This window comes from Bradyrhizobium sp. P3_C3 (assembly GCF_056402655.1).
Window position 1 is genome coordinate 20,817 of the sequence record NZ_JBFUGY010000018.1, and the last position, 19,529, is coordinate 40,345.

Annotated in this window: 18 protein-coding genes and 1 pseudogene; 11 read left to right on the forward strand and 8 right to left on the reverse strand. The window is 65.5% G+C overall.

The features are described 5' to 3' along the window. Positions 1 to 166 precede the first annotated feature (166 nt). The 4 genes from AC1DW2_RS21210 to AC1DW2_RS21225 are packed head-to-tail and all read left to right on the forward strand — an operon-like array spanning position 167 to position 3,233. Positions 167 to 373 carry a hemin uptake protein HemP gene (locus AC1DW2_RS21210; RefSeq protein WP_028161015.1) on the forward strand — a complete coding sequence of 69 codons (207 nt, stop codon included), beginning with the start codon at positions 167 to 169 and terminating at the stop codon, positions 371 to 373. A 6-nt stretch (positions 374 to 379) separates the two neighbouring features. Continuing rightward, positions 380 to 1,330: a heme/hemin ABC transporter substrate-binding protein gene (locus AC1DW2_RS21215; RefSeq protein ID WP_063981150.1), complete on the forward strand. Its 951-nt coding sequence runs from the start codon at positions 380 to 382 to the stop codon at positions 1,328 to 1,330. Next, positions 1,327 to 2,421, forward strand: a complete 1,095-nt coding sequence (locus AC1DW2_RS21220) for a FecCD family ABC transporter permease (RefSeq protein ID WP_477007125.1) — start codon at positions 1,327 to 1,329, stop codon at positions 2,419 to 2,421. Before AC1DW2_RS21215 ends, AC1DW2_RS21220 begins: the two co-directional genes overlap by 4 nt. Next, complete coding sequence (locus AC1DW2_RS21225; RefSeq protein ID WP_477007126.1) at positions 2,418 to 3,233, forward strand: heme ABC transporter ATP-binding protein; 816 nt, start codon at positions 2,418 to 2,420, stop codon at positions 3,231 to 3,233. Before AC1DW2_RS21220 ends, AC1DW2_RS21225 begins: the two co-directional genes overlap by 4 nt. 174 nt (positions 3,234 to 3,407) lie before the next feature. Here AC1DW2_RS21225 and AC1DW2_RS21230 read toward each other — a convergent pair. Next, positions 3,408 to 5,083: pseudogene (locus AC1DW2_RS21230) on the reverse strand (mucoidy inhibitor MuiA family protein). Positions 5,084 to 5,268: 185 nt separating this feature from the next. Beyond that, positions 5,269 to 5,889, reverse strand: a complete 621-nt coding sequence (locus AC1DW2_RS21235; protein WP_071917156.1) for a response regulator transcription factor — start codon at positions 5,887 to 5,889, stop codon at positions 5,269 to 5,271. A 202-nt stretch (positions 5,890 to 6,091) separates the two neighbouring features. On the opposite strand from AC1DW2_RS21235, the gene AC1DW2_RS21240 reads away from it, so the two are divergent. Next, complete coding sequence (locus AC1DW2_RS21240; protein ID WP_477007127.1) at positions 6,092 to 7,129, forward strand: AraC family transcriptional regulator; 1,038 nt, start codon at positions 6,092 to 6,094, stop codon at positions 7,127 to 7,129. A 2-nt stretch (positions 7,130 to 7,131) separates the two neighbouring features. Here AC1DW2_RS21240 and AC1DW2_RS21245 read toward each other — a convergent pair whose 3' ends face one another. After that, positions 7,132 to 8,343: an NnrS family protein gene (locus tag AC1DW2_RS21245; RefSeq protein WP_477007128.1), complete on the reverse strand. Its 1,212-nt coding sequence runs from the start codon at positions 8,341 to 8,343 to the stop codon at positions 7,132 to 7,134. A gap of 141 nt (positions 8,344 to 8,484) precedes the next feature. Here AC1DW2_RS21245 and AC1DW2_RS21250 point away from each other — a divergent pair, with 141 nt between their 5' ends. Further along, positions 8,485 to 9,195, forward strand: a complete 711-nt coding sequence (locus tag AC1DW2_RS21250; protein ID WP_039153608.1) for a Crp/Fnr family transcriptional regulator — start codon at positions 8,485 to 8,487, stop codon at positions 9,193 to 9,195. A gap of 87 nt (positions 9,196 to 9,282) precedes the next feature. Here the strand turns inward: AC1DW2_RS21250 and AC1DW2_RS21255 are convergent, their stop codons facing one another. Both AC1DW2_RS21255 and hemN read right to left on the reverse strand, forming a co-directional pair. After that, positions 9,283 to 9,480, reverse strand: coding sequence for a DUF1858 domain-containing protein (locus tag AC1DW2_RS21255; RefSeq protein WP_014492467.1), 198 nt, complete (start codon positions 9,478 to 9,480; stop codon positions 9,283 to 9,285). Positions 9,481 to 9,589: 109 nt separating this feature from the next. Further along, positions 9,590 to 10,942 carry an oxygen-independent coproporphyrinogen III oxidase gene (hemN, locus tag AC1DW2_RS21260; RefSeq protein WP_477007129.1) on the reverse strand — a complete coding sequence of 451 codons (1,353 nt, stop codon included), beginning with the start codon at positions 10,940 to 10,942 and terminating at the stop codon, positions 9,590 to 9,592. Positions 10,943 to 11,101: 159 nt separating this feature from the next. Here hemN and AC1DW2_RS21265 point away from each other — a divergent pair, with 159 nt between their 5' ends. From AC1DW2_RS21265 to AC1DW2_RS21275, 3 genes are all read left to right on the forward strand, one after another. After that, positions 11,102 to 11,308 (forward strand): hypothetical protein, encoded by a 207-nt coding sequence (locus AC1DW2_RS21265; protein ID WP_085400783.1) that lies wholly within the window; start codon positions 11,102 to 11,104, stop codon positions 11,306 to 11,308. 236 nt (positions 11,309 to 11,544) lie between these two features. After that, on the forward strand, positions 11,545 to 12,642 hold the full coding sequence (gene nirK, locus AC1DW2_RS21270) for a copper-containing nitrite reductase (RefSeq protein ID WP_477007130.1): 1,098 nt from the start codon (positions 11,545 to 11,547) through the stop codon (positions 12,640 to 12,642). A 52-nt stretch (positions 12,643 to 12,694) separates the two neighbouring features. Continuing rightward, entirely contained in the window at positions 12,695 to 13,573 is an 879-nt protein-coding gene (locus AC1DW2_RS21275; RefSeq protein WP_477007131.1) for a formylglycine-generating enzyme family protein, read from the forward strand. Between the two features lie 97 nt (positions 13,574 to 13,670). Here AC1DW2_RS21275 and AC1DW2_RS21280 read toward each other — a convergent pair whose 3' ends face one another. Genes AC1DW2_RS21280 through AC1DW2_RS21290 form a run of 3 tightly spaced genes read right to left on the reverse strand, consistent with a single transcriptional unit; the run spans position 13,671 to position 15,703 of the window. Continuing rightward, positions 13,671 to 14,306 (reverse strand): GNAT family N-acetyltransferase, encoded by a 636-nt coding sequence (locus tag AC1DW2_RS21280; protein WP_477007132.1) that lies wholly within the window; start codon positions 14,304 to 14,306, stop codon positions 13,671 to 13,673. Positions 14,307 to 14,328: 22 nt separating this feature from the next. Continuing rightward, the gene (locus AC1DW2_RS21285) at positions 14,329 to 14,979 is read right to left on the reverse strand and encodes a 3-oxoacid CoA-transferase subunit B (RefSeq protein ID WP_477007133.1); all 651 of its coding nucleotides are present in this window, start codon (positions 14,977 to 14,979) and stop codon (positions 14,329 to 14,331) included. 16 nt (positions 14,980 to 14,995) lie between these two features. After that, the gene (locus AC1DW2_RS21290; RefSeq protein ID WP_028151658.1) at positions 14,996 to 15,703 is read right to left on the reverse strand and encodes a CoA transferase subunit A; all 708 of its coding nucleotides are present in this window, start codon (positions 15,701 to 15,703) and stop codon (positions 14,996 to 14,998) included. 271 nt (positions 15,704 to 15,974) lie between these two features. On the opposite strand from AC1DW2_RS21290, the gene AC1DW2_RS21295 reads away from it, so the two are divergent. Next, positions 15,975 to 17,864 carry an AsmA family protein gene (locus tag AC1DW2_RS21295; RefSeq protein WP_166353372.1) on the forward strand — a complete coding sequence of 630 codons (1,890 nt, stop codon included), beginning with the start codon at positions 15,975 to 15,977 and terminating at the stop codon, positions 17,862 to 17,864. A gap of 208 nt (positions 17,865 to 18,072) precedes the next feature. Then, entirely contained in the window at positions 18,073 to 19,458 is a 1,386-nt protein-coding gene (locus tag AC1DW2_RS21300) for an ABC transporter substrate-binding protein (protein WP_071909773.1), read from the forward strand. Positions 19,459 to 19,529 lie beyond the last annotated feature (71 nt).

Here is a 19,529-nt window from a genome sequence, read left to right on the forward strand (position 1 = left end):
CCCCCCGGCCCGCATTGTTACATTTGGTTACGTGGCCGCACTCTGACGGTCAATGTCACGAGGCCGCAGTTTATATCGATTGTAAATTGCCGCCGTTGGAATGCGCTTGGTGCCGCTTATACAAACAAACAGCACAGCAAGATTTTGAAAGCGCATCACACTCATCATGTCGGCAAGATCAGGAGACAGCAACGGCGATGCGGCGGGGCATGCACAAAGTCCTTCTGCAACAACGAGAACTCTCATTATGCGAGGGAGCCGGATCGACAGCCGCGAGCTGTTTGCGGCGGAGCGCGAGATCATCATCGCGCATGGCGAGGACGCCTATCGCCTTCGCCTGACCTCGCAGAACAAGCTGATCCTGACGAAGTAACCTGCAATGACATTTTGTCGCACCCTCGCAAATCTCCTGCTCACCGGCACCATCGCGCTCGCCTCGACCGCGCACGCCGCCGGTATCACGGTGCATGATGCGCGCAATCGCGATGTCGCCGTTGCCGACTTCGCCCGCACGGTCTCGATCGGCGGCGCCATTACCGAGATCCTCTATGCGCTCGGGCTGGAGAGCCGCCTGGTTGGCGTCGACACCACGAGCCTGTATCCGGCGGCGGCGCTGCACGACAAACCCAATGTCGGCTACATGCGACAGATTTCGGCCGAGGGCGTGCTGGGCCTCAACCCGACCCTGATCCTGGCGATCCAGGGATCGGGCCCGCGCGAGACCATGGACCTCCTGGAGACGGCGAAGGTGCCGCTGGTGCTGGTGCCCGAGACCTTCTCCGAGGAAGGCCTGATCGAGAAGATCAAGCTGGTCGGCCATGCCATGGGCGTCGATGCGCGCGCCGAATGCCTGAGCACCGCAGTGGCTACGGATCTTGCGCAGCTGCGCGCACTGCGTGCCAAGGTCACGAAGCCGGTCCGCGTGATGTTCGTGATGTCGCTCCTGAACGGACGGGCGATGGTCGCCGGTCACAAGACCGCCGCCGACGAGATCATCCAGCTCGCGGGCGCCACCAACGCGGTCGAGGATTACGACGGCTACAAGAACATCGGCGACGAGGCGATCGTCGCGGCAAAACCCGACGTCGTGCTGTCGATCGAGCGCGGCAAGGATTCACTGCAGGCCGACGCGGTCTACGCCCATCCCGGCTTTGCCTTGACGCCGGTCGCGGCCAACAAGAGTTTCATCACGATGGACGGGCTCTATCTGCTCGGCTTCGGCCCGCGCACGGCCGCGGCGGCCCGTGATCTCTCCGTCAAGCTCTATCCGGCATTGGCCGAGGGCGGCGCATTCACGTCGGCTCTGTCGGCGGCGAACTGCCGGCAATGAGCGTGGCGATCGGGACGGACTCGCGGACCCCGCGGCGCGCGGGCTCAGGACGGCGATTTACGTCGATTGCCATTCCCCTCCTCTTGGTAATCCTCGCCGCCACCGCCATCGTCGCGCTGACCGTGGGCGCAGCCGGCATTCCCCTCTCCCGGCTGCCTGCTGCGCTCGGTCTCGCAGGCAACACCACCGCCGATGCCATGACGGCGCGCGACCAGCTCGTGCTGTGGTCGATCCGGATTCCCCGGATCGCGGCGACCGCGATGGTCGGCGGCTTGCTCGCCGCAGCCGGCGCCATCATGCAAGGACTGTTTCGCAACCCGCTCGCCGATCCCGCGCTGGTCGGCGTCTCCAGCGGCGGCGCGCTGGCGGCGGCAAGCGCGATCGTCTTCACCGACTCGCGCTTCGGCGAGACATTGCGCTTCCTTCAGACCGAGCTGTTGCCGCTCGCGGCCTTCGCGGGATCGCTGGTCACCACCGCGATCCTTTACGGCATATCCAGCCGCGCCGGGCGGACCTCGATCGCGATCTTCCTGCTTGCCGGCGTCGCCATCACTGCCATCACCAATGCCGGCATCGGGCTTCTGGTGTTCATCGCCGACGACCGCCAGCTTCGCGACATTACATTCTGGCTGCTGGGCTCGATGAGCGGCGCGACCTGGACCAAGGCCGCCGTGCTCGCGCCGATCCTCATCATCGGGCTCGGCGCCTGCGCGTATATTGCCCGCGGCCTCGACCTGCTGGTGCTCGGCGAGGTCGACGCGTTTCACGGCGGCGTCGATGTCGAGCGCCTCAAGCGGATCTCGATCGTCATGGTCTCCGCCATGACAGGGGTCGCGGTGTCGATCAGTGGCGTCATCGGCTTCGTCGGCATCGTCGTGCCGCATCTGCTCCGTCTCGTTATTGGACCTGCGCATCGCCTGCTGCTGCCGGCCTCGGTGCTGCTCGGCGCGATCCTGATGGTCGGCGCCGACACGCTGGCGCGCACGATCGTGGCGCCCGCGGAGATGCCGATCGGCATCTTGACGGCAGCGGTCGGCGCGCCTGTCTTCCTCGGCATCCTGCTGCGCCAGCGCGGGCTCGCCTCGCTATGAGCGCCGTGATCGAGGCGCGATCTCTCAGCAAGCGCGCCGGCCGCGCCACGCTGCTCGATGGGGTCGGTCTGTCGGTTGAAGCCGGCGAGATGGTCGCGATCATCGGCCCGAACGGCGCCGGCAAGTCGACGCTGCTGCGGCTGCTCTCCGGCGATCTCCGCCCGAGCGACGGCGAGGTACGGCTGAAGCAACGCGACATAACGAGCTATACACCGCGCGAGCTCGCCGCGCGCCGTGCGATGCTGTCCCAGCACATCAACGTCACCTTCCCCTTCACGGTCGAGGAGATCGTGCTGATGGGCGCGGGCGACCGCAGCCTGCGCGATGCCGTGTCGCTCGTCGACGCCGCGCTCGACGAGGTTGGCCTCGCACATTTCCGCGAACGGCAATTGCCGACGCTATCGGGCGGCGAGCAGCAGCGCACCCATTTCGCCCGCGTGCTGGTGCAGCTCGCCTGCGGCGAGGCCGAGCATGGGCCGGGGCTCCTGCTGCTGGACGAGCCGACATCGAGCCTCGACCTGCGCCACCAGATCGACCTCGTCGAAGCCGCGCGCCGCCGCGCCACAGGCGGCACCGCTGTCATCGCGATCCTGCACGACCTCAACCTCGCGATCCGCTTCGCCGACCGGCTCATCGTCCTGAACGGCGGCAGGCTCGCCGCCGACGGCCCGCGCGCGGAAATCGTCACGCGCGAGACCATTCGCGACATCTTCGAGATCGACGCCGTCGTCCATCAGGCCGACGACGGCGTGCCTTACGTGCTGCCGCAGTCGATGCGCGCGGCGGCGCGAGCCGAACTGCCGCCGCGGTGAAGCTGCGCTCCCTCGCCCCGCTTGCGGGGAGAGGGTTGGGGTGAGGGGGAGTCTCCGCGGGGACGGTGAAAGTTGAATTCGCGGAGAGTCCCCCTCACCCGGATTGCATCTTCGATGCAATCCGACCTCTCCCCGCAAGCGGGGCGAGGTAAAAGGGCGTCACGCCTCAGGCTCCTAACCCGCCGGCACGATCACCATGCCCTTGTCCTTGGGCCAGCGGACGCGCCAGGCGAACTTGATCTCCTTGATCTCGCCGGGTTTTGCGTCGAACGCCCATTCCAGCACGCCGCGCTTGTCGCGCAGATTGGTGGTGGTGGGCGGCGTGGTCGAGGACAGCATCTCGACGCCAATATCCTCGTTCTCGCTGACCGGAAGCTGATCCTCGATCGCGATGCGGATCGGGAAGTCGTGCCCGTTGCGAACGACGGTGCGGAACGAACGCGTGTCGGTCTTGGAGGACGCGATCACGCCGGCCGTGCCTTCGTTCTGCCTGATGACGGTGCGCTCGATCTTGATCTTGTCGTCGGCGCCGAAGCCGAGCCGGATCGCGTCGTTCCGCGCGGCGGTCGAGAATTTGCTGCGACCGACGAACGTGCCGTCGCGGAAGATCGCGACTTGCCGGGCAGCAGATTGGTATCCTCGGCAAGCTTGAATGACGCCTCGAGGTAAGCGGTGGGATCCGCGACCGGGGCGGCGCGGATGGCGAGGTCAGGCGTCACGGTCATGGAGGAGATGAGCAGGCTCTTGGCGCCCTCATTGGCACCGAGACTGACGCGGCCGCTGATCTGATACACGGCCTGGAAATCGCCGATCTCGGCGTTGGCCTGCTGCTCATCCGCGCGCTCACGCAGCTCGGGCTCCGCCGCTTTCGCCATCGCAGGAGATTGCGCCTGCCGCGTCATCGGCTGCGCGGGCATCGCCATGTCCGACGCCGCGCCCAAGGCCAGCGGCTTCGGCAGTTGCGGATACCTCACAACCAGCGAATTCAGCTCCGGCGCGCTGCCGCCGCGGCTGACGCGAACGGTGGAAACACCGAGGCTGACATTCGACCAGTCTTCGCCGGTCGACTGTGTCACCTCGGCGCGGCGAACCAGTTCGAGCTGCGGCTTGCGGTCCTTGGCACCGGTGTCGAGCCGGGCGTCATACAGCGGCAGCCAGCGCGCATTGCGGACCGCATAAGTCACCCGCAGCGTCGCCCTCGTCGCGGCGGCGGAAGCGACATCGATGCGAACCTCAAGCTTGCTCGGCGGCTTGGCCGAACGCTCCGCTTCAAGTTGCGCGAGCTGCCGATCGATCTCGCGCTGCTTTCGCGTGGCGTCGCGGATCGCGGTATCGGCGGTCGCGATCTCCTCGGCGACCGCGGTAAAGGCTGCGCGCCATTCGGTGATCGGCCGAGCCTCGCCCTTCTCGCCAAGGCCGGCGGGAGAAGCCTCCGCAAAGTGCTGCGCGAATTTGCGCCGGGCGGTGGCCGCGTCGATGTCGCCTTGCAGATCGGCGCGCTGATCCTTCAACGCTTCGATGCGCTTGTCGAGCTCGGGCAGGTTGACGGGAGGCGCCGCGCGCGGCGGCCGTGCGTCGATGGTCCCAATGGTAAGTTTTGCGCCCGCCTCGCCCTCGACCCGGAGGGAGGACGGATCGAGCGAAAGCGGAAAGTCCTTGGTGACCAGCGTGCTGTCGCCGGAGGCGAGGTCCAGCGCGATGATACGGGTGACGGTGGCGCCGTCCGGATAGACCGTGACGGTGTCGATGGCCGATGTGGCGTCCACGTCGGCGGCCCATGATGGCGACGCGGCCGCCATGGTCACCAGAACCAGGCTCGTCGTTGCCAAACATCTTGCGGTGATGCGCATAAAGTCCCTCCTGCCGTATCGCCGCGCCGCCAGCCGGACGCATGCGATCAAATGCCTCGCCAACATGGTTGGACGCGGCAGCGAAGGAACTGGTTCGATTGGGGTTTCCGTGGGGCGGCGCCGCGGCGGCACCAAGGCTGCGGAACGTGTCATCGTCCCGTGGCGAAGCCATTAAACTCAGGTCCCTAAACCGGGGTGGGCGAACCCTGGCCGAAGATGCGGCGGAGCAGATCGGTCACGTTGCGGGCGCCGGCCTTCTTCAGGATGCCTGCGCGGTAGCCTTCGACCGTGCGCGCGCTCAGATGTATGCGCCGGGCGATCTCCTTGTTGGTCAGGCCGGCAGCAAGGTGCTCAAGCACATCGACTTCGCGCCCGGTCAGGGGCTCGCAGCCGGGCAGCCAGCGTTGCCGGTTTGAACCCGGCTGCGCGAACTCGTCGATGGCGGCATCGATCCGGCCGACGACGTCGTGGGTGCGGAACGGCTTCTCGATGAAGTCGGCCGCGCCGCTCTTGATCGCGTCGACCGCCATGGCGATGCTGCCGTTCGCCGAGGTCACCAGGACCGGCGCCATGCAGTTCTCCTCGCGCAGGCGCTTGAGCACGTCGAGGGCGGAACGATCCGGCGGCATCTCCAGCAGCACGCAGGCCGGCATCCGCGCCTTTGCTTCCGACAGCAGCGACGCGCCGTCGGCAAAGCAGATCACGTCATAGGCACTCTGTTGAAGCGCCATTGAAAGTTGTTCGCGGGAGGCCGCGTCAGTTTCAATGACGAATACCTCACCCTTGGAAAGCATGTTTCCCGGCATCATCCCGATCCAGCAATGTCTTGGTCAAATGGCCCGAGACGGCAGCGGGGCTTCGTCGCGCCGCGTCGTCATACGCACGGCATTCACGCCCGTGCTTCGGTTTCCCTTATGTATGTTCCATCCTGTTCCCGGATTTGACGGATCGGGACAGAAACTTTACATTTCGGGACATCTGCGGGAATGGCTGGCAGGAACGGGTCGCATGACCGACCTCATTCGCAGCGCAGGCTTGAGCTACTACCCGGATGTCGCCCGGTCGGTCGGACTCGACCCGAAACAGATGATGCGCAAGGTCAGGCTGCCGCTGGCCGTGCTCGACAAGCCCGATACCCCCATTGCCGTGACCAGCCTGCGCCGGCTGCTCGAATTGTCGGCAGAGGCGTCGGGTGCCGAAGATTTCGGCTTGCGGCTCGCCGAGCGCGGCGGGCTGACCAATTTCGGCGCGGTCGGCCTGATCGTGCGTGAACAGGCGACCGTCAGTGAGGCCATCGAAGCGTTCTCGCGCTTCATCCACGTTCATCACGACGGCATGAAGCTTGAGGTCACGCGCGACAAGCAGACCGTGACGGTCGCACTGCATCTGCGCGGCCGGCAGCCGACCGCACCGCGCCAGTCGATCGACATGGCGCTCGGCAGCGTCCACCGCATCATCCAGTCGCTGTTCAGCAGCGACTGGCGGCCGCTCGAGGTGCATCTGCATTATCCGCCGCCACACGACCGTAAGCGCTACCGCGACTTCTTCGGTTGCCGCGTCACCTTCAATGCCGATGACGATGCGATCCTGTTGTCGGCGCATGACATGGAGCGGCGGATCCCGAGCGCGCATCCGCTGATCGCGAGCTATCTGCGCAAACGGATCGAGGCGATCGAGACGCGGCCGGCAAGCTGGGAGGAGAAGGTCGACGAGGTGGTACGCATCCTGCTCGCAAGCGGCGACTGCACGGTCGAGCGCGTGGCCGAGCATCTCGCCTGCACCCGTCGTACCATCCATCGGCACCTCGCCGCATCAGGCACCAGCTTCTCGGCGATCCTCGACGCGCAACGCGCCGATCTCGTGACCCAGCTGATCGACGACCCCGGCCGGCCGCTGGCCGATATCGCCACCCAGCTCGGCTTCTCCGCGCAGAGCGCGATGGCGCGCTGGTTCCGTGGCCGCTTCGGCTGCACCATCACCGCATGGCGCAAAGGCGTGCGGCCGCTGGCCAAGCGCGCTGGCGTTCCCTCGGCGTCCGCGGCCTAGGCTCAGCGTGCCGGAGCGGGCACGCCCATGATGGCAAGGGCGCGCCGGGGGCTGCCGGCGAGCAGCGGCCCGAACGCGATCGCGAAGCCGAGGAACGCGACCACCCATCCGCAGGCGGCGATGTGCAGCAGGACATCGCCATGCGCAGGCAACATCACGGCAGCGACCCGCGCCAGCGCCGCGACGATGATCGCAGCGTAAATCCCCTGCGTCGCGGGCGAGGCCGTCAGCGCCTGTCCGGTATGCCCGAGGCTCGCGCGCGTCATCACCGCGAGCGTCATGGTTCCGGCCGCGCCAGCCATCCAGGCGTGAATGCCCGCGCTCGGCGGCAGCGCGCCGAAGACAGCCAGGGCATGCAGCAGGAAGCCCAGCGGCACGAAGACATAACCGACATGCAGGATCAGCAGCAGCCTCTCGCGCGTGGTGCGATCGCCGGCCCAGCGTGCGAACCGCACCAAATGAAGCACACCGACGAGCGCCATCACCGCGCCGGTGATCATGTTCAGCGGCGCCACGATCCATGCGATCAGCGCGAGCGCGCTCAATCCGATCACCGCGCCGTCGAAGCGCCCGAACGGCACCGGCAGGCGGCCGGGATTGAACTTGACCAGCCAGTTGCGGGTGAAGCTCGGGATGATGCGGCCACCGATCAGCGAGATCAGCAGCACGACCACACCGATGCCGACGCGGATGCTGACATCGGCCGCGCCCTCGAAGTGCGCTTCGAGATGGAAGGCGACGTTACCGGCGAGCAGCACCAGCACGAGCACCACCACCGGCAGATTGCGCCAATTGCCGCCCGCGATGATCTCGCGCGTGGCCGCAGCAACGACCAATGCCAGGAAGGCGGCATCGACGACGAGCGCGAACGCCCAACCGATATCGGCGGACAGGGTCACTGCAAAACGCCCGGCCAGCCACACGGCCAGCAGCGCGCCCAGCGACGTTCCCTGGATCGGCAGCCGCCCGGTCCAGTTCGGGATCGCCGTGAACAGGAATCCCGTGATCACCGCCGGCAGGAAGCCATAGAGCATTTCGTGGACGTGCCAGTCGCGCGGCGCGAACGCGGAACTGACGGAGAGTTCGCCATAGAACATCGGCAGCCAGGCCAGGATCGACAGCCCCGCCTGGATCGCGGCGAGCAGGAAAAACGGCCGAAAGCTGTTCGCAAACAGCGGCCAGCCCTCAAAGTTACGGGATCGGGCGCCAGCCATGGGGGCAACTCCTGTGAATTCGGACGGTCACTTGGATCGTCATTTGGAAAAATACTGCCGTTCGGCGGGCCCGTTTTGCGCTATCGCAAACTGCCTGACGAATACAGGTGCCATCACACTCCCTGATGCCAAGGAGGCAGAATGGCCAAGGTCGACACATCGCTGGTTGCGCATTTGCCGCTGTTTTCAGGCGTCAAGCCGGAGGACCTCGAGGAAATCCTGCGCGAGGCCCGCTCGGCGCGGTACCCCAGGAACACCGCCATTTTCGAACAGGGCGCCGACGCGCAATCCTTCTTCCTGCTGCTGCACGGCCACGTCCGCGCGGCCAAGACCACCCCGACCGGCGAGCAGATCGTGGTGCGCTACGTCGCCCCCGGCGAGACCTTCGGGCTCGCGATGGCGATTGGAGCCGCGCACTATCCGGCGACCGCAATGGCGGTCGACGACAGCGTGGTGCTGATCTGGCCGAATTCGGCTTGGCCGCGGCTGATCGAGCGGTTTCCGGCGATTGCCGCCAACACGCTGCAAACCGTCGGCGCGCGGCTGCAGGAGAGCCACACCCGCATCCTGGAAATGTCGACCCAGCAGGTCGAGCAGCGCGTCGCACATGCGCTGCTGCGGCTCGCAAAACAGTCCGGCAAGAAACTCGACCACGGCATCGAGATCGACTTCCCGATCAGCCGACAGGACATCGCGCAGATGACGGGCACCACGCTGCACACCGTCAGCCGCATCCTGAGCGGCTGGGAGAGCCAGGGCCTCGTCGAGAGCGGCCGCCAGCGCATCATCCTGCGCGATCCGCACAAGATCGTCGTGCTGGCGGAGCGCACGGCGGACGGCAATTCTGCGTAAGATAGGGGTGAGGGGCGCTTCCGCTTACGGCGCAAGCCCGCCCTCACCCGGGAATCCGCACGCGACCCGTGCGAACTCCAACCCGCCTCACGCCGGCACGCATTCGCACAGCGCAGCGAGGAATTTGTCGCGATCGATGCCATGCTCGCGGCAGGCGTCTTCCACGGTATGGAAGGTCGCGATCGGACAGCCGACGCAAGCCATCCTGAAGGCGAGGAACACGCGGATCGTGTGCGGCGCCGCACGCATGATGTCATCGACCAGATCGTCGGATCGGAAGGGCATGGACAACTCCGTTCCGAAGTGACGATAGCGGGGTGGGTCCGAGCTTCTTTGTTGAAGCGCAAGCTGGTGGTTGCTTCTTCGTCTCCCCGTTCTTACGGGGAGACGTGAACTACACCGCCCTGCTGTGCAACTGCTTCGCCGGGTCCAGATGCGCATCGAACGCCGCTGCAACACTGCGCACCAGGAAGCGCGAGTCGCTCGCGACCGCGAGACGGTCGCCGTCGAGCCTGACGATGCCGTCCGAGATCAGCGGCTTCAGGCGCGCGGCCGATTGCAGCATCGCTTCGGGCTCCGCACCATGTCGCGCACAGATGTCGCCGAGATCGGCGCTGAACTCGCACATGATGCGCTCGATGATGTCGGCGCGCAGCCGGTCGTCGTCGGTGAGCCCGTAGCCCTTCGCGGTGGCGAGGCGGCCGGCGGCGACGCTCTGGGCGTAGGCGCCGATCTGCACCTGGTTCTGCACGTAGCCCTGCGGCAGATGCCCGATCGCGCTCGCGCCGAAACCAAGCAGGACTTCGCCCTTGTCGGTGGTGTAGCCCTGGAAATTGCGCCGCAGCGTCCGTTCCTCGAAGGCCACGGCCATGGCGTCGTCGGGGCGCGCGAAATGGTCGAGCCCGATCTGGACGTAGCCGGCCTCCTTCAACGCATTGGCGATCGCGCAGGCCTGGTCATGACGCGCGAGGCCGTCGGGCAGCACGGCCTCGTTGATCATGCGCTGGTGCTTCTTGAAGTCAGGCACGTGCGCATAGCCGAACACCGAGAAACGATCGGGCCCGAGCTCGAGGCTGCGCCGAACGGTGTCCAGGCAGGACGCGACGGTCTGGTGCGGCAGCCCGTAGATGAGGTCGAAGTTGATCCCGTTGATGCCGGCGCGATGCAGCCTATCGACGACGGAAGCCGTCTGCTCATAGCTCTGCACGCGATTGATCGCACGCTGCACGACCGGATCGAAGCTCTGCACGCCCAGGCTCGCGCGGTTGACGCCGGAGAGCCGCATGGCCTCCACCATCTCGGCAGTCAATGTGCGGGGATCGATCTCGACCGCGATCTCGGCCGAGGGCAGCACGAAGAACGAATGGCGCATCGCCGCCATCAACTCGGCAAAAGCCTCCGGCGCCATGATGGTCGGCGTGCCGCCGCCGAAATGGATGTGCTCGACCTTGATCCGGCGGCCGATAGTCTCAGACACCTGCGCGATCTCGCTGCGCAGGGTCCGCTGATAGGCGGCGATGAGCCCGTCGCGGCGGACGATCTGGGTATGGCAGCCGCAATACCAGCACATCTCGCGGCAGAACGGCACGTGCAAATAAAGTGACGCGCTGGCGCCTGCCGGGAGCCCGGCGAGCCATTCGGCATAAGTATCCGGGCCGACCGCCGGCGAAAAATGCGGCGCGGTCGGATAGCTCGTGTACCGCGGCAATCTCTCTTCGCCGTAGCTCGCTGCGAGATCGGTCCTCATATCTTACCCATTCGTAAATCGATGCCGCGCGGTGGCGCGGCAAATCCCGGATGGCATTGGATGCCCCGTTTTCGGGCGGTCCACCTTGCGCTCGCTCAAAGTCCGAGCACCGGATCGGAGCCATGATGACGTTCAATCATGACTCACTGGAGATAGGCCATGGCGTCGCTAGCGCTCGATCTCGTTCTCTGGCTCACCGGCGTTCGCGGTCATATCCCGCGCTTCGACGATTTTCGTCCCGTCCCCGCAGCACCCTCCGTCGGCGCAGGTTATCTCGTGCGGGTGCTGGCGATCACCGCCGCCATCTTTGCCGCGCTGTCGCTCGCGGTCTGGGGCACGGTCTGGATTGCGATCCAGCTTCTCTGATCGACAACCATAGATTCACAATCGCGCATAGTTGAACATGCGAACGATTTGCCGCTTGCGCGACTGATATCACGCGACGCCGCGTGCTTCGCACTGCCGATACGCGCTTCGGCAAACCTCCTAAGGATTTACCGGAGGCGAATTCGGCAAAAGCTTGTCGCAGCGCAAACACTCTTGCCGTAACAGGCGCAGACTGCATCCGTCATCAAAACCCTTTCAGATGAAGGATGCTTCCGATGTTCACCCGCAGAGCCGCATTGATCAGCGCCGCCGCGACCGCCCTGATGCTCGCGACACCCACGTTCGCCGCCGGCGATCTCAAGCTGCCGCGGCAGATGGTCGAGCTGGTCGCACCGCCCTTCGTGCACGCGCACGAGCAGGCCACGACGCAGGGGCCCAAGATCATCGAGTTCAAGCTCAACATCGAGGAGAAGAAGGTCGTCATCGACGACAAGGGCACCACGTTCCAGGCCATGACCTTCAACGGCTCGATGCCGGGCCCGCTGATGGTCGTGCATGAAGGCGACTATGTCGAGGTGACGCTGGTCAATCCCGCGACCAACACCATGCCGCACAACATCGACTTCCACTCCGCGACCGGCGCCCTCGGCGGCGCTGAGCTCACGCTGGTCAATCCCGGCGAGCAGGTCGTGCTGCGCTGGAAGGCAACGCGGACCGGCGTGTTCGTCTATCACTGCGCCCCGGGCGGCCCGGTGATCCCCTGGCATGTCGTCTCCGGCATGAACGGCGCGGTGATGGTGCTGCCGCGCGACGGACTGAACGACGGCAAGGGCCACGCGCTGAAATACGACAAGGTCTATTATGTCGGCGAGCAGGATATGTATGTGCCGCGCGACGAGAAGGGCAACTTCAAGTCCTATGATTCGCCGGGCGAAGCCTTCACCGAGACCGAAGAGGTGATGAAGAAGCTGATCCCCTCCCACGTCGTGTTCAACGGCAAGGTCGGCGCGCTCACCGGCAAGAACGCGCTGACGGCCAAGGTCGGCGAGAACGTGCTGATCGTGCATTCGCAGGCCAATCGCGACAGCCGTCCGCACCTGATCGGCGGCCACGGCGACTATGTCTGGGAGACCGGAAAATTCTCCAACGCGCCGGAGACGGGCCTCGAGACCTGGTTCATCCGCGGCGGCTCGGCGGGAGCGGCGCTCTACAAGTTCCTGCAGCCCGGCATCTACGCCTATGTCACGCATAATCTGATCGAGGCCGCCGACCTCGGCGCCACCGCGCACTTCAAGGTCGAAGGCAAGTGGAACGACGATCTGATGACCCAGGTGAAGGCGCCCGCGGAGATACCGGCTCCCAACACCAACTAGACGCGACAGGGGGCCGGTCATCGCCGGCCCCTTCCTTCTTCGGGGGACGACCATGCTGATCGCATTCAAGCTGAAACTGCTGCTCGCCTGCGCCGCAGGGCTCGCAGGGCCGATCGCCGTGGCGCCGCTGGTCTCGGACATGGCGGTCCATGGCACGGCGACGGAGCCTGCGATCGTCAGGGTCGCGCCGGGTAGTCTTTCCTATCGCGAGGCCGGCGATTTCACCCGCGCGGGGCTGCAGGCCGAAGTGCCGCTGCGCGCGATGCGCTTCAACCGGCCGCTGCAGATCATGCGGCACCAGGTCTCGTCATCCGACTACCAGCTTTGCGTGCGGGATAGCGCGTGCCGTGCGCTCGATCGCGGCGTCGCGATTGCGCCTGATCGTCCCGCGGTCCAGGTGAGCTGGCACGATGCGCAGGCCTATGCGGGCTGGCTGTCGCGCAAGACCGGCCACACCTATCGCCTGCCGAGCGACGCGGAATGGGCCTTTGCAGCCGGCTCCCGGTTCAGGGACGACGGCGCGCCTGTGGACGCAGACGATCCTTCAAAGCGCTGGCTCAGCCGCTACGAGCGTGAATCCGAGCGCGACCTCTCCGACACGACGGCCTATCCGTTCGGCAAGTTCGGCGCGAACGAGCATGGAATCGAAGATCTCGCCGGCAATGTCTGGGAATGGACCTCGACCTGCTTCGTGCGCTCGCGGATCGACGCAGCCGGCAATGCCGGCCGCCCGACCGTGAATTGCGGCGTGCGCGTCGCCGAGGGTGCGCACCGCGCCTACGTCACCGACTTCATCCGCGACGCCCGCGCCGGCGGTTGCGCACAGGGCGTGCCGCCCGCCAATCTCGGCTTCCGCCTGGTGCGCGAGGAGCCGTCGTGGGTCGCAAGCGTGTCGGCGCGGTGGGGCAAGGTGTGGGCGGCGCGGTCGTAGTATCGCCGAGTAGCCCGGATGGAGCGCAGCGCAATCCGGGATCGGACCATCCACGAGCACCCCGGATTTCGCTACGCTCCATCCGGGCTACGGCGCATCACATCGCTCGCGCAAACATGCGAAATCCGGGCGCGCCGATGATCGCCTCGAACGCGGGATCGCGCTTCTCTTCGGCGAAGACAAATCCAGCCTTGGCGTAGGCGCGTTCGGCCGGCTGATTGCCGATCAGGAACGATATCGTCGCGCGGGCAAATCCGGCCGCTCGTCCCTTATCCAGTGCGCGCGCAAGCAACGCCTGCACGAGGCCGCGACCGCCATAGGCGGGATCGGTCGCGACGTGCTCGATCATCCAGTCGCCCTCGCCGCCCTGAACCCAGCAGGCGCGCGTGTAGGTGCCGCGGCGACGGATGGCTTCCAGCTCCGGCGCGGCAAGCCCGGTCGCGGCACCGACCTCCTCGATGGCTCGCCAGGCCGCAGGTCCCGTGCCGGCCGCCGGCAGTGCGCACAACGCGGCAGCAGGCTTGCCATCGATCTCGGCGATCAGGAATTGCGAGACATGCCACATCGACACCGCGTGTGCGGTCGTGATGCGCGCGATGAAATCGCGGCACTGTGCCTGGGGCCAGCCGAGCGCGACGTCGAACCAGCCGCGCGGCCGATAGCCGCGCTGCGACGACAGGATGGTCTGTGCGATGAAATCGGCGTCTTCGGGACGCGCAGACCGTATCGTCATGCGCGCCCCCGTTGCGACGACCTTACGTATTCTTCAGCGCGACGCGGAATTCGGCTTCGGTCTTGGCCTTGACCTCGTCGAACGAGACGCCGTCGGCGAGCTCGATCAGCGCCATGCCGCCGTCGCCGTGCTTGTCGATGGTGAAGACCGCGAGATCGGTGACGACCATGTCGACCACGCGCTCGCCGGTCAGCGGCAGGTTGCACTTCTTCAGCAGCTTCGAGCCGTCCTTGGCCGAATGCTCCATCACGACGACGACGCGCTTGACGCCGGCGACGAGATCCATCGCGCCGCCCATGCCCTTGACCATCTTGCCGGGGATCATCCAGTTGGCGAGATCGCCGTTCTGGGCCACCTGCATGGCGCCAAGGATCGACAGGTCCATGTGGCCGCCGCGGATCATCCCGAAGGAATCCGCGCTCGAGAAATACGAGGTCGAGGGTAGCTCGCTCACGGTCTGCTTGCCGGCATTGATGAGGTCGGCATCCACCTCGTCCTCATAGGGGAACGGGCCCATGCCGAGCATGCCGTTCTCGCTCTGGAGGCTGACATCGACCCCATCGGGGATGAAGTTCGAGACCAGCGTCGGGATGCCGATGCCGAGATTGACGTAGTAGCCGTCACGTAGTTCCTTGGCGGCGCGCGCAGCCATCTGTTCACGGGTCCAGGCCATGTGAGTCTCCTGACGCTTAAGCGGCGGTGCGCGGGCGGGTGTTGCGGAATTCGATGCGCTTCTTGGCCGTGCCGACCTCGACGATGCGCTTCACGAAGATGCCGGGCGTGTGGATATGGTCGGGATTGAGTTCACCGGCCGGAACCAGATGCTCGACCTCGGCCACCGTGATCTTGGCGGCGGTCGCCATCATCGGATTAAAGTTGCGCGCGGTCTTGCGGTAGATGAGGTTGCCGGCGGTGTCGCCCTTCCAGGCGTGGACGATGGCGAGGTCGGCGAACAGGCCGCGCTCCATCAGGTACTTCTCGCCGTCGAACTCCTTCACTTCCTTGCCTTCGGCGATCAGCGTGCCGACACCGGTCTTGGTGTAGAAGGCCGGGATACCGGCGCCGCCGGCGCGGATGCGCTCGGCCAGCGTGCCCTGCGGATTGAATTCGAGTTCCAGCTCGCCAGCCAGGAATTGCTGGGCGAACAGCTTGTTCTCGCCGACATAGGACGAGATCATCTTCTTGATCTGGCGGGTTTCGAGCAGGCGGCTGAGGCCGATACCGTCGACGCCGGCATTGTTGGAGACGACCGTCAGGCCCTTGACGCCGGACTCGCGGATTGCGTCCGACAGCTCCTCGGCGATGCCGCAGAGGCCGAAGCCGCCCGACATGATCATCATGTTGTCTTTCAGAACGCCTTCGAGAGCCGACTTGGCGTCGGGATAGACCTTGTTCATGCAAATAACCTTCGGGTGAACCTTCGGCTGGCAGGCGTCGCGCCTCATTGGCGGCGATTATTAGGCGAAATCGTCCAAAGCCGTCAATGATACGGGGTTCTCCGTTCCGTCCTCCGGTGATAGAAGCTGCCCACGCCGTGGGCAGACCCGTCCGCGGCCTTGAAAGCGACAAGAAAACCCATCAAGTTGCGGGGGTTGGGCGTGGGCACGCAGGTTTCCGGTCCGCCCTTCTGGCTCCCGCGACCAACCCGATCAGGACATGCCATTGACCATGGCCCAAGGAATGAAGCGCCTCGGGACGCCGATCGCGGCGCTGCTCGGCCTCGCGCTGATCGCCCTGATCGCGACCTCCTGGCTCATCAACCGCGACGCGCTGCGCAAGGCGGTGGAAACGCAGATCCGCGACGTCACCGGGCTCGAGCTCAGCGTGGCAGGCAGCATCGACATTTCGCTGCTGCCGGCGAGCTACATTTCCTTCCATGACGTCGGCCTGAAGGGCGGCGGCACCAGCGATCCCGCGCTCCATGTCGACGTGCTCACCGCCAATCTCCGGCTGCTGCCGCTGCTGCTGCAGCGGTTCGAGATCGCCGACCTGACCCTGCTGCGGCCGCGCATCCATGTCAGCCTGAAGCAGGATGGCGAAAGCAACTGGACGCCCTTCATCCAGACCATTGCGCGCACCATGAAGCCGGGCGCCGAGAACCAGGTGTCGTTCTCCGAGATCAGGATCCAGGACGGTGTGCTCAATTACGAGGACGCCACCACCCACGCCGCCGAGAAGTTCGAGGACATCGACCTGTCGCTGGCCTGGCCCTCGATCTCGCGGTCCTTCGCCGCGACCGGACAATTCGACTGGCGCGGCGAGCGCGTCGACGGCTCGATCAGCTTCGCCGATTTCGTCGCCGCCCTCTCCGGCGACCGCTCCGGGCTGAAGGCGCGGATCGCCAGCGCCCCGCTCAAGCTTGCCTTCGACGGCAGCGTCGCCAACCGCACCAGCCCGATGATGGAAGGCACGCTCACCATCGACAGCCCGTCCTTGCGCAACGCGCTGCGCTGGACCGGTCAGCCGCAGCCCGGCAGCGGCGGCTTCGGCCGCTTCGCGCTGAAGGCGCGCGCCAATGTCGTCGGCGCCTCGATCGCGCTCACCAACGTCAATGTCGAGCTCGACGGCAACACTGCCGAGGGCGTGATGACCTACGCCAATAACGGCCGGCAGACGCTGCAAGCGACGCTTGCCGCCGACGCGCTCGACTTCACACCTTATATCTCGACCTTCCGCCTGCTCGCCAGCGGCGCCCGCGACTGGAACAGGCAGCTGTTCGATCTCAACGGGCTTTCGACCACCGACCTCGACATGCGCCTGTCGGCAGCAAGGCTGACAGTCGGGACGTCGAAACTCGGCCGCACCGCGATCGGCGCCAATCTGCGCAACGGCACGCTGGCGCTATCGGTCGGCGAAGCCCAGGTCTATGGCGGCATCGCCAAGGGCTCGTTCGGGATCGCGCGCTCCGACACCGTCGCCGACGTCAAGGCGCAATTCCAGTTCACCGATGTCGATCTTCAGGCCTGCGCCTCCGAATTGTTCGGCCTCAACAAGCTGTCCGGCCGCGGCAACATCAACGTCTCGCTGCTGGCCTCCGGCTCCAGCCCGTTCGGCCTCGTGCAGTCGCTCGACGGCACTGCCACCGTGACCGGGCACGACGGTGCGATCTCGGGCTTCAACGCCGAGCAGCTCCTGAAGCGGCTGGAGCGGCGGCCGCTGTCGGGTGGCGGCAATTTCCGCAACGGCTCGACCCCTTATGACACCCTCACCGTCGCGGTGAAGTTCTCCGATGGGATCGCCACTGCCGAGGACATCCGCATCGAGGGGCCGGCTGCGAAGATCACGCTGACGGGCACTGCCTCGGTGCCGACGCGCGAATACGACATGAAGGGCGTGGCGAGCCTCAACACGACGTCCGGCTTTCAATTGCCCTTCATGGTGCAGGGTCCCTGGGACGATCCGCTGATCTTCCCCGACCCCGAAAGCCTGATCCGCCAGTCACCTGCGGCGTCCCCCTTCCTGGACCTCCTGAAGCGGCGCATCACCGGCGAGAAGCACCCTGCGCCGCCAGATTCGCCGACGGCCGAGAACGCCAAGGAAAACGCGAAGTCCAACTGAGGACGGCGATCGTCCGGCGCTGCCGGACCATCGCGAATTGATCCGGCCGAATTGATGCGGCGATTGGATCGATGCGCGGATTAAGCATCTCCGCTGGCCCGACACCCCACGACCTAGGTCTGACAAGATGCCGCTAGATCGGCTGACGGCCATGCGCTAGTGTTTTATACGACCGGTTAAAAACACCGGCCGTTTGAGGGAGAAAAACGTGAGATCCAAGGTTATTGGCGCAGTTTCATTGGCGGTCGCTGCGGTTGGGCTTTTTGCGGCCACTGCACCCGCCTTTGCGCAGCAGAAGACGATCACGGTCTGGTGGGGCAAGGGCTTCTATCGGTCCGAAGACGACGCACTGATCGAGACGATCAAGAAGTTCGAAGCCAAGACCGGCATCAAGGTCGAATTGTCGCAGTACGCGATCCAGGACATGATTCCGAAGACGGTGGCCGCGCTCGATGCCGGCACTGTGCCCGATGTCGCCTATTCCGATTCCTACGACGTGCAGGCGCAGGGCAAGTGGGCCTATGAGGGCAAGCTCGAGGACCTCACGGACGTCATGGAGCCGATCAAGGGCCGGTTCGTGCAGAACACGCTGGACGCGTCGATCCTCTATAACGACGTCACCAAGAAGAAGGCCTATTACGGCTTCCCGCTGAAGCAGCAGAGCATGCATGTCGAGATCTGGAACGACATGCTGGAGAAGGCCGGCTTCAAGCTCGCCGACATCCCGACCGACTGGGCGGGCTACTGGACGTTCTGGTGCGACAAGGTGCAGCCGGGTATCCGTAAAGCCACCGGCCAGCGCATCTACGGCGTCGGCCAGCCGATGGGCGTTGAATCCACCGACGCCTTCCAGTCGTTCTACACCTTCATGGACGCCTATCACGTCAAGCTGGTCGACGACGACGGCAAGCTCCTGGTCGACGATCCCAAGGTGCGTGAGAATCTGATCAGCGCGCTGAAGGATTACACCGACACCTATATCAAGGGCTGCACGCCGCCCTCCTCCACAACCTGGAAGGACCCCGACAACAACGTCGCCTTCCACAACAAGACCATCGTGATGACCCACAACTTCACGATCTCGATCGCGGCGAAGTGGTTCGAGGACTCGCAGAACCAGGCGCTCACGCAGGAGCAACGCGACGCCGGCAAGAAGGCCTATGAGCAGGACATCGTCACGGCGTCCTTCCCGAAGGCGCCCGACGGTTCGACCATCCGCTACCGCTCCGACGTCAAGACCGGGCTGGTGTTCACCGCGGCCAAGAACAAGGCCGAGGCCAAGCAGTTCATCAGCTTCCTGCTCCAGGAAGAGAATGTTCGTCCCTATATCGAGGGCGCGCTCGGCCGCTGGTTCCCGGTGACGAAGGAAAGCCAGGCCAGCCCGTTCTGGCAGGCCGACAAGCACCGCAAGGCGGTCTACGCCCAGTTCACCGGCGGCACCGCCGCGTTCGACTTCACCAAGAACTGGAAGTTCACGATCCTCAACAACGAGAACGTCTGGGCCAAGGCGATGAACCGGGTCGTCAGCGAAAAGGTCCCGGTCGACAAGGCCGTCGACGAGCTGATCGTCCGCATCAAGCAGGTTGCAGGCTAAATCTTCTTTCTTCCTCTCCCCGCTGGCGCGGGGAGAGGCGAAACGCTAATACCGGCCGCCTCGTGCGGCCG

Excerpts from the sequence above, each read along its gene's own strand:
- AC1DW2_RS21255 (WP_014492467.1), bottom strand. The coding sequence starts at position 9,480 with ATGCCCTTCCGATCCGACGATCTGGTCGATGACATCATGCGTGCGGCG.
- nirK (WP_477007130.1), top strand. The coding sequence starts at position 11,545 with ATGTTCACCCGCAGAGCCGCATTGATCAGCGCCGCCGCGACCGCCCTG.
- hemN (WP_477007129.1), bottom strand. The coding sequence starts at position 10,942 with ATGAGGACCGATCTCGCAGCGAGCTACGGCGAAGAGAGATTGCCGCGG.
- AC1DW2_RS21280 (WP_477007132.1), bottom strand. The coding sequence starts at position 14,306 with ATGACGATACGGTCTGCGCGTCCCGAAGACGCCGATTTCATCGCACAG.
- AC1DW2_RS21290 (WP_028151658.1), bottom strand. The coding sequence starts at position 15,703 with ATGAACAAGGTCTATCCCGACGCCAAGTCGGCTCTCGAAGGCGTTCTG.
- AC1DW2_RS21225 (WP_477007126.1), top strand. The coding sequence starts at position 2,418 with ATGAGCGCCGTGATCGAGGCGCGATCTCTCAGCAAGCGCGCCGGCCGC.
- AC1DW2_RS21245 (WP_477007128.1), bottom strand. The coding sequence starts at position 8,343 with ATGGCTGGCGCCCGATCCCGTAACTTTGAGGGCTGGCCGCTGTTTGCG.
- AC1DW2_RS21210 (WP_028161015.1), top strand. The coding sequence starts at position 167 with ATGTCGGCAAGATCAGGAGACAGCAACGGCGATGCGGCGGGGCATGCA.
- AC1DW2_RS21240 (WP_477007127.1), top strand. The coding sequence starts at position 6,092 with ATGACCGACCTCATTCGCAGCGCAGGCTTGAGCTACTACCCGGATGTC.
- AC1DW2_RS21285 (WP_477007133.1), bottom strand. The coding sequence starts at position 14,979 with ATGGCCTGGACCCGTGAACAGATGGCTGCGCGCGCCGCCAAGGAACTA.
- AC1DW2_RS21215 (WP_063981150.1), top strand. The coding sequence starts at position 380 with ATGACATTTTGTCGCACCCTCGCAAATCTCCTGCTCACCGGCACCATC.
- AC1DW2_RS21250 (WP_039153608.1), top strand. The coding sequence starts at position 8,485 with ATGGCCAAGGTCGACACATCGCTGGTTGCGCATTTGCCGCTGTTTTCA.
- AC1DW2_RS21265 (WP_085400783.1), top strand. The coding sequence starts at position 11,102 with ATGGCGTCGCTAGCGCTCGATCTCGTTCTCTGGCTCACCGGCGTTCGC.
- AC1DW2_RS21275 (WP_477007131.1), top strand. The coding sequence starts at position 12,695 with ATGCTGATCGCATTCAAGCTGAAACTGCTGCTCGCCTGCGCCGCAGGG.
- AC1DW2_RS21295 (WP_166353372.1), top strand. The coding sequence starts at position 15,975 with ATGGCCCAAGGAATGAAGCGCCTCGGGACGCCGATCGCGGCGCTGCTC.
- AC1DW2_RS21220 (WP_477007125.1), top strand. The coding sequence starts at position 1,327 with ATGAGCGTGGCGATCGGGACGGACTCGCGGACCCCGCGGCGCGCGGGC.
- AC1DW2_RS21235 (WP_071917156.1), bottom strand. The coding sequence starts at position 5,889 with ATGCCGGGAAACATGCTTTCCAAGGGTGAGGTATTCGTCATTGAAACT.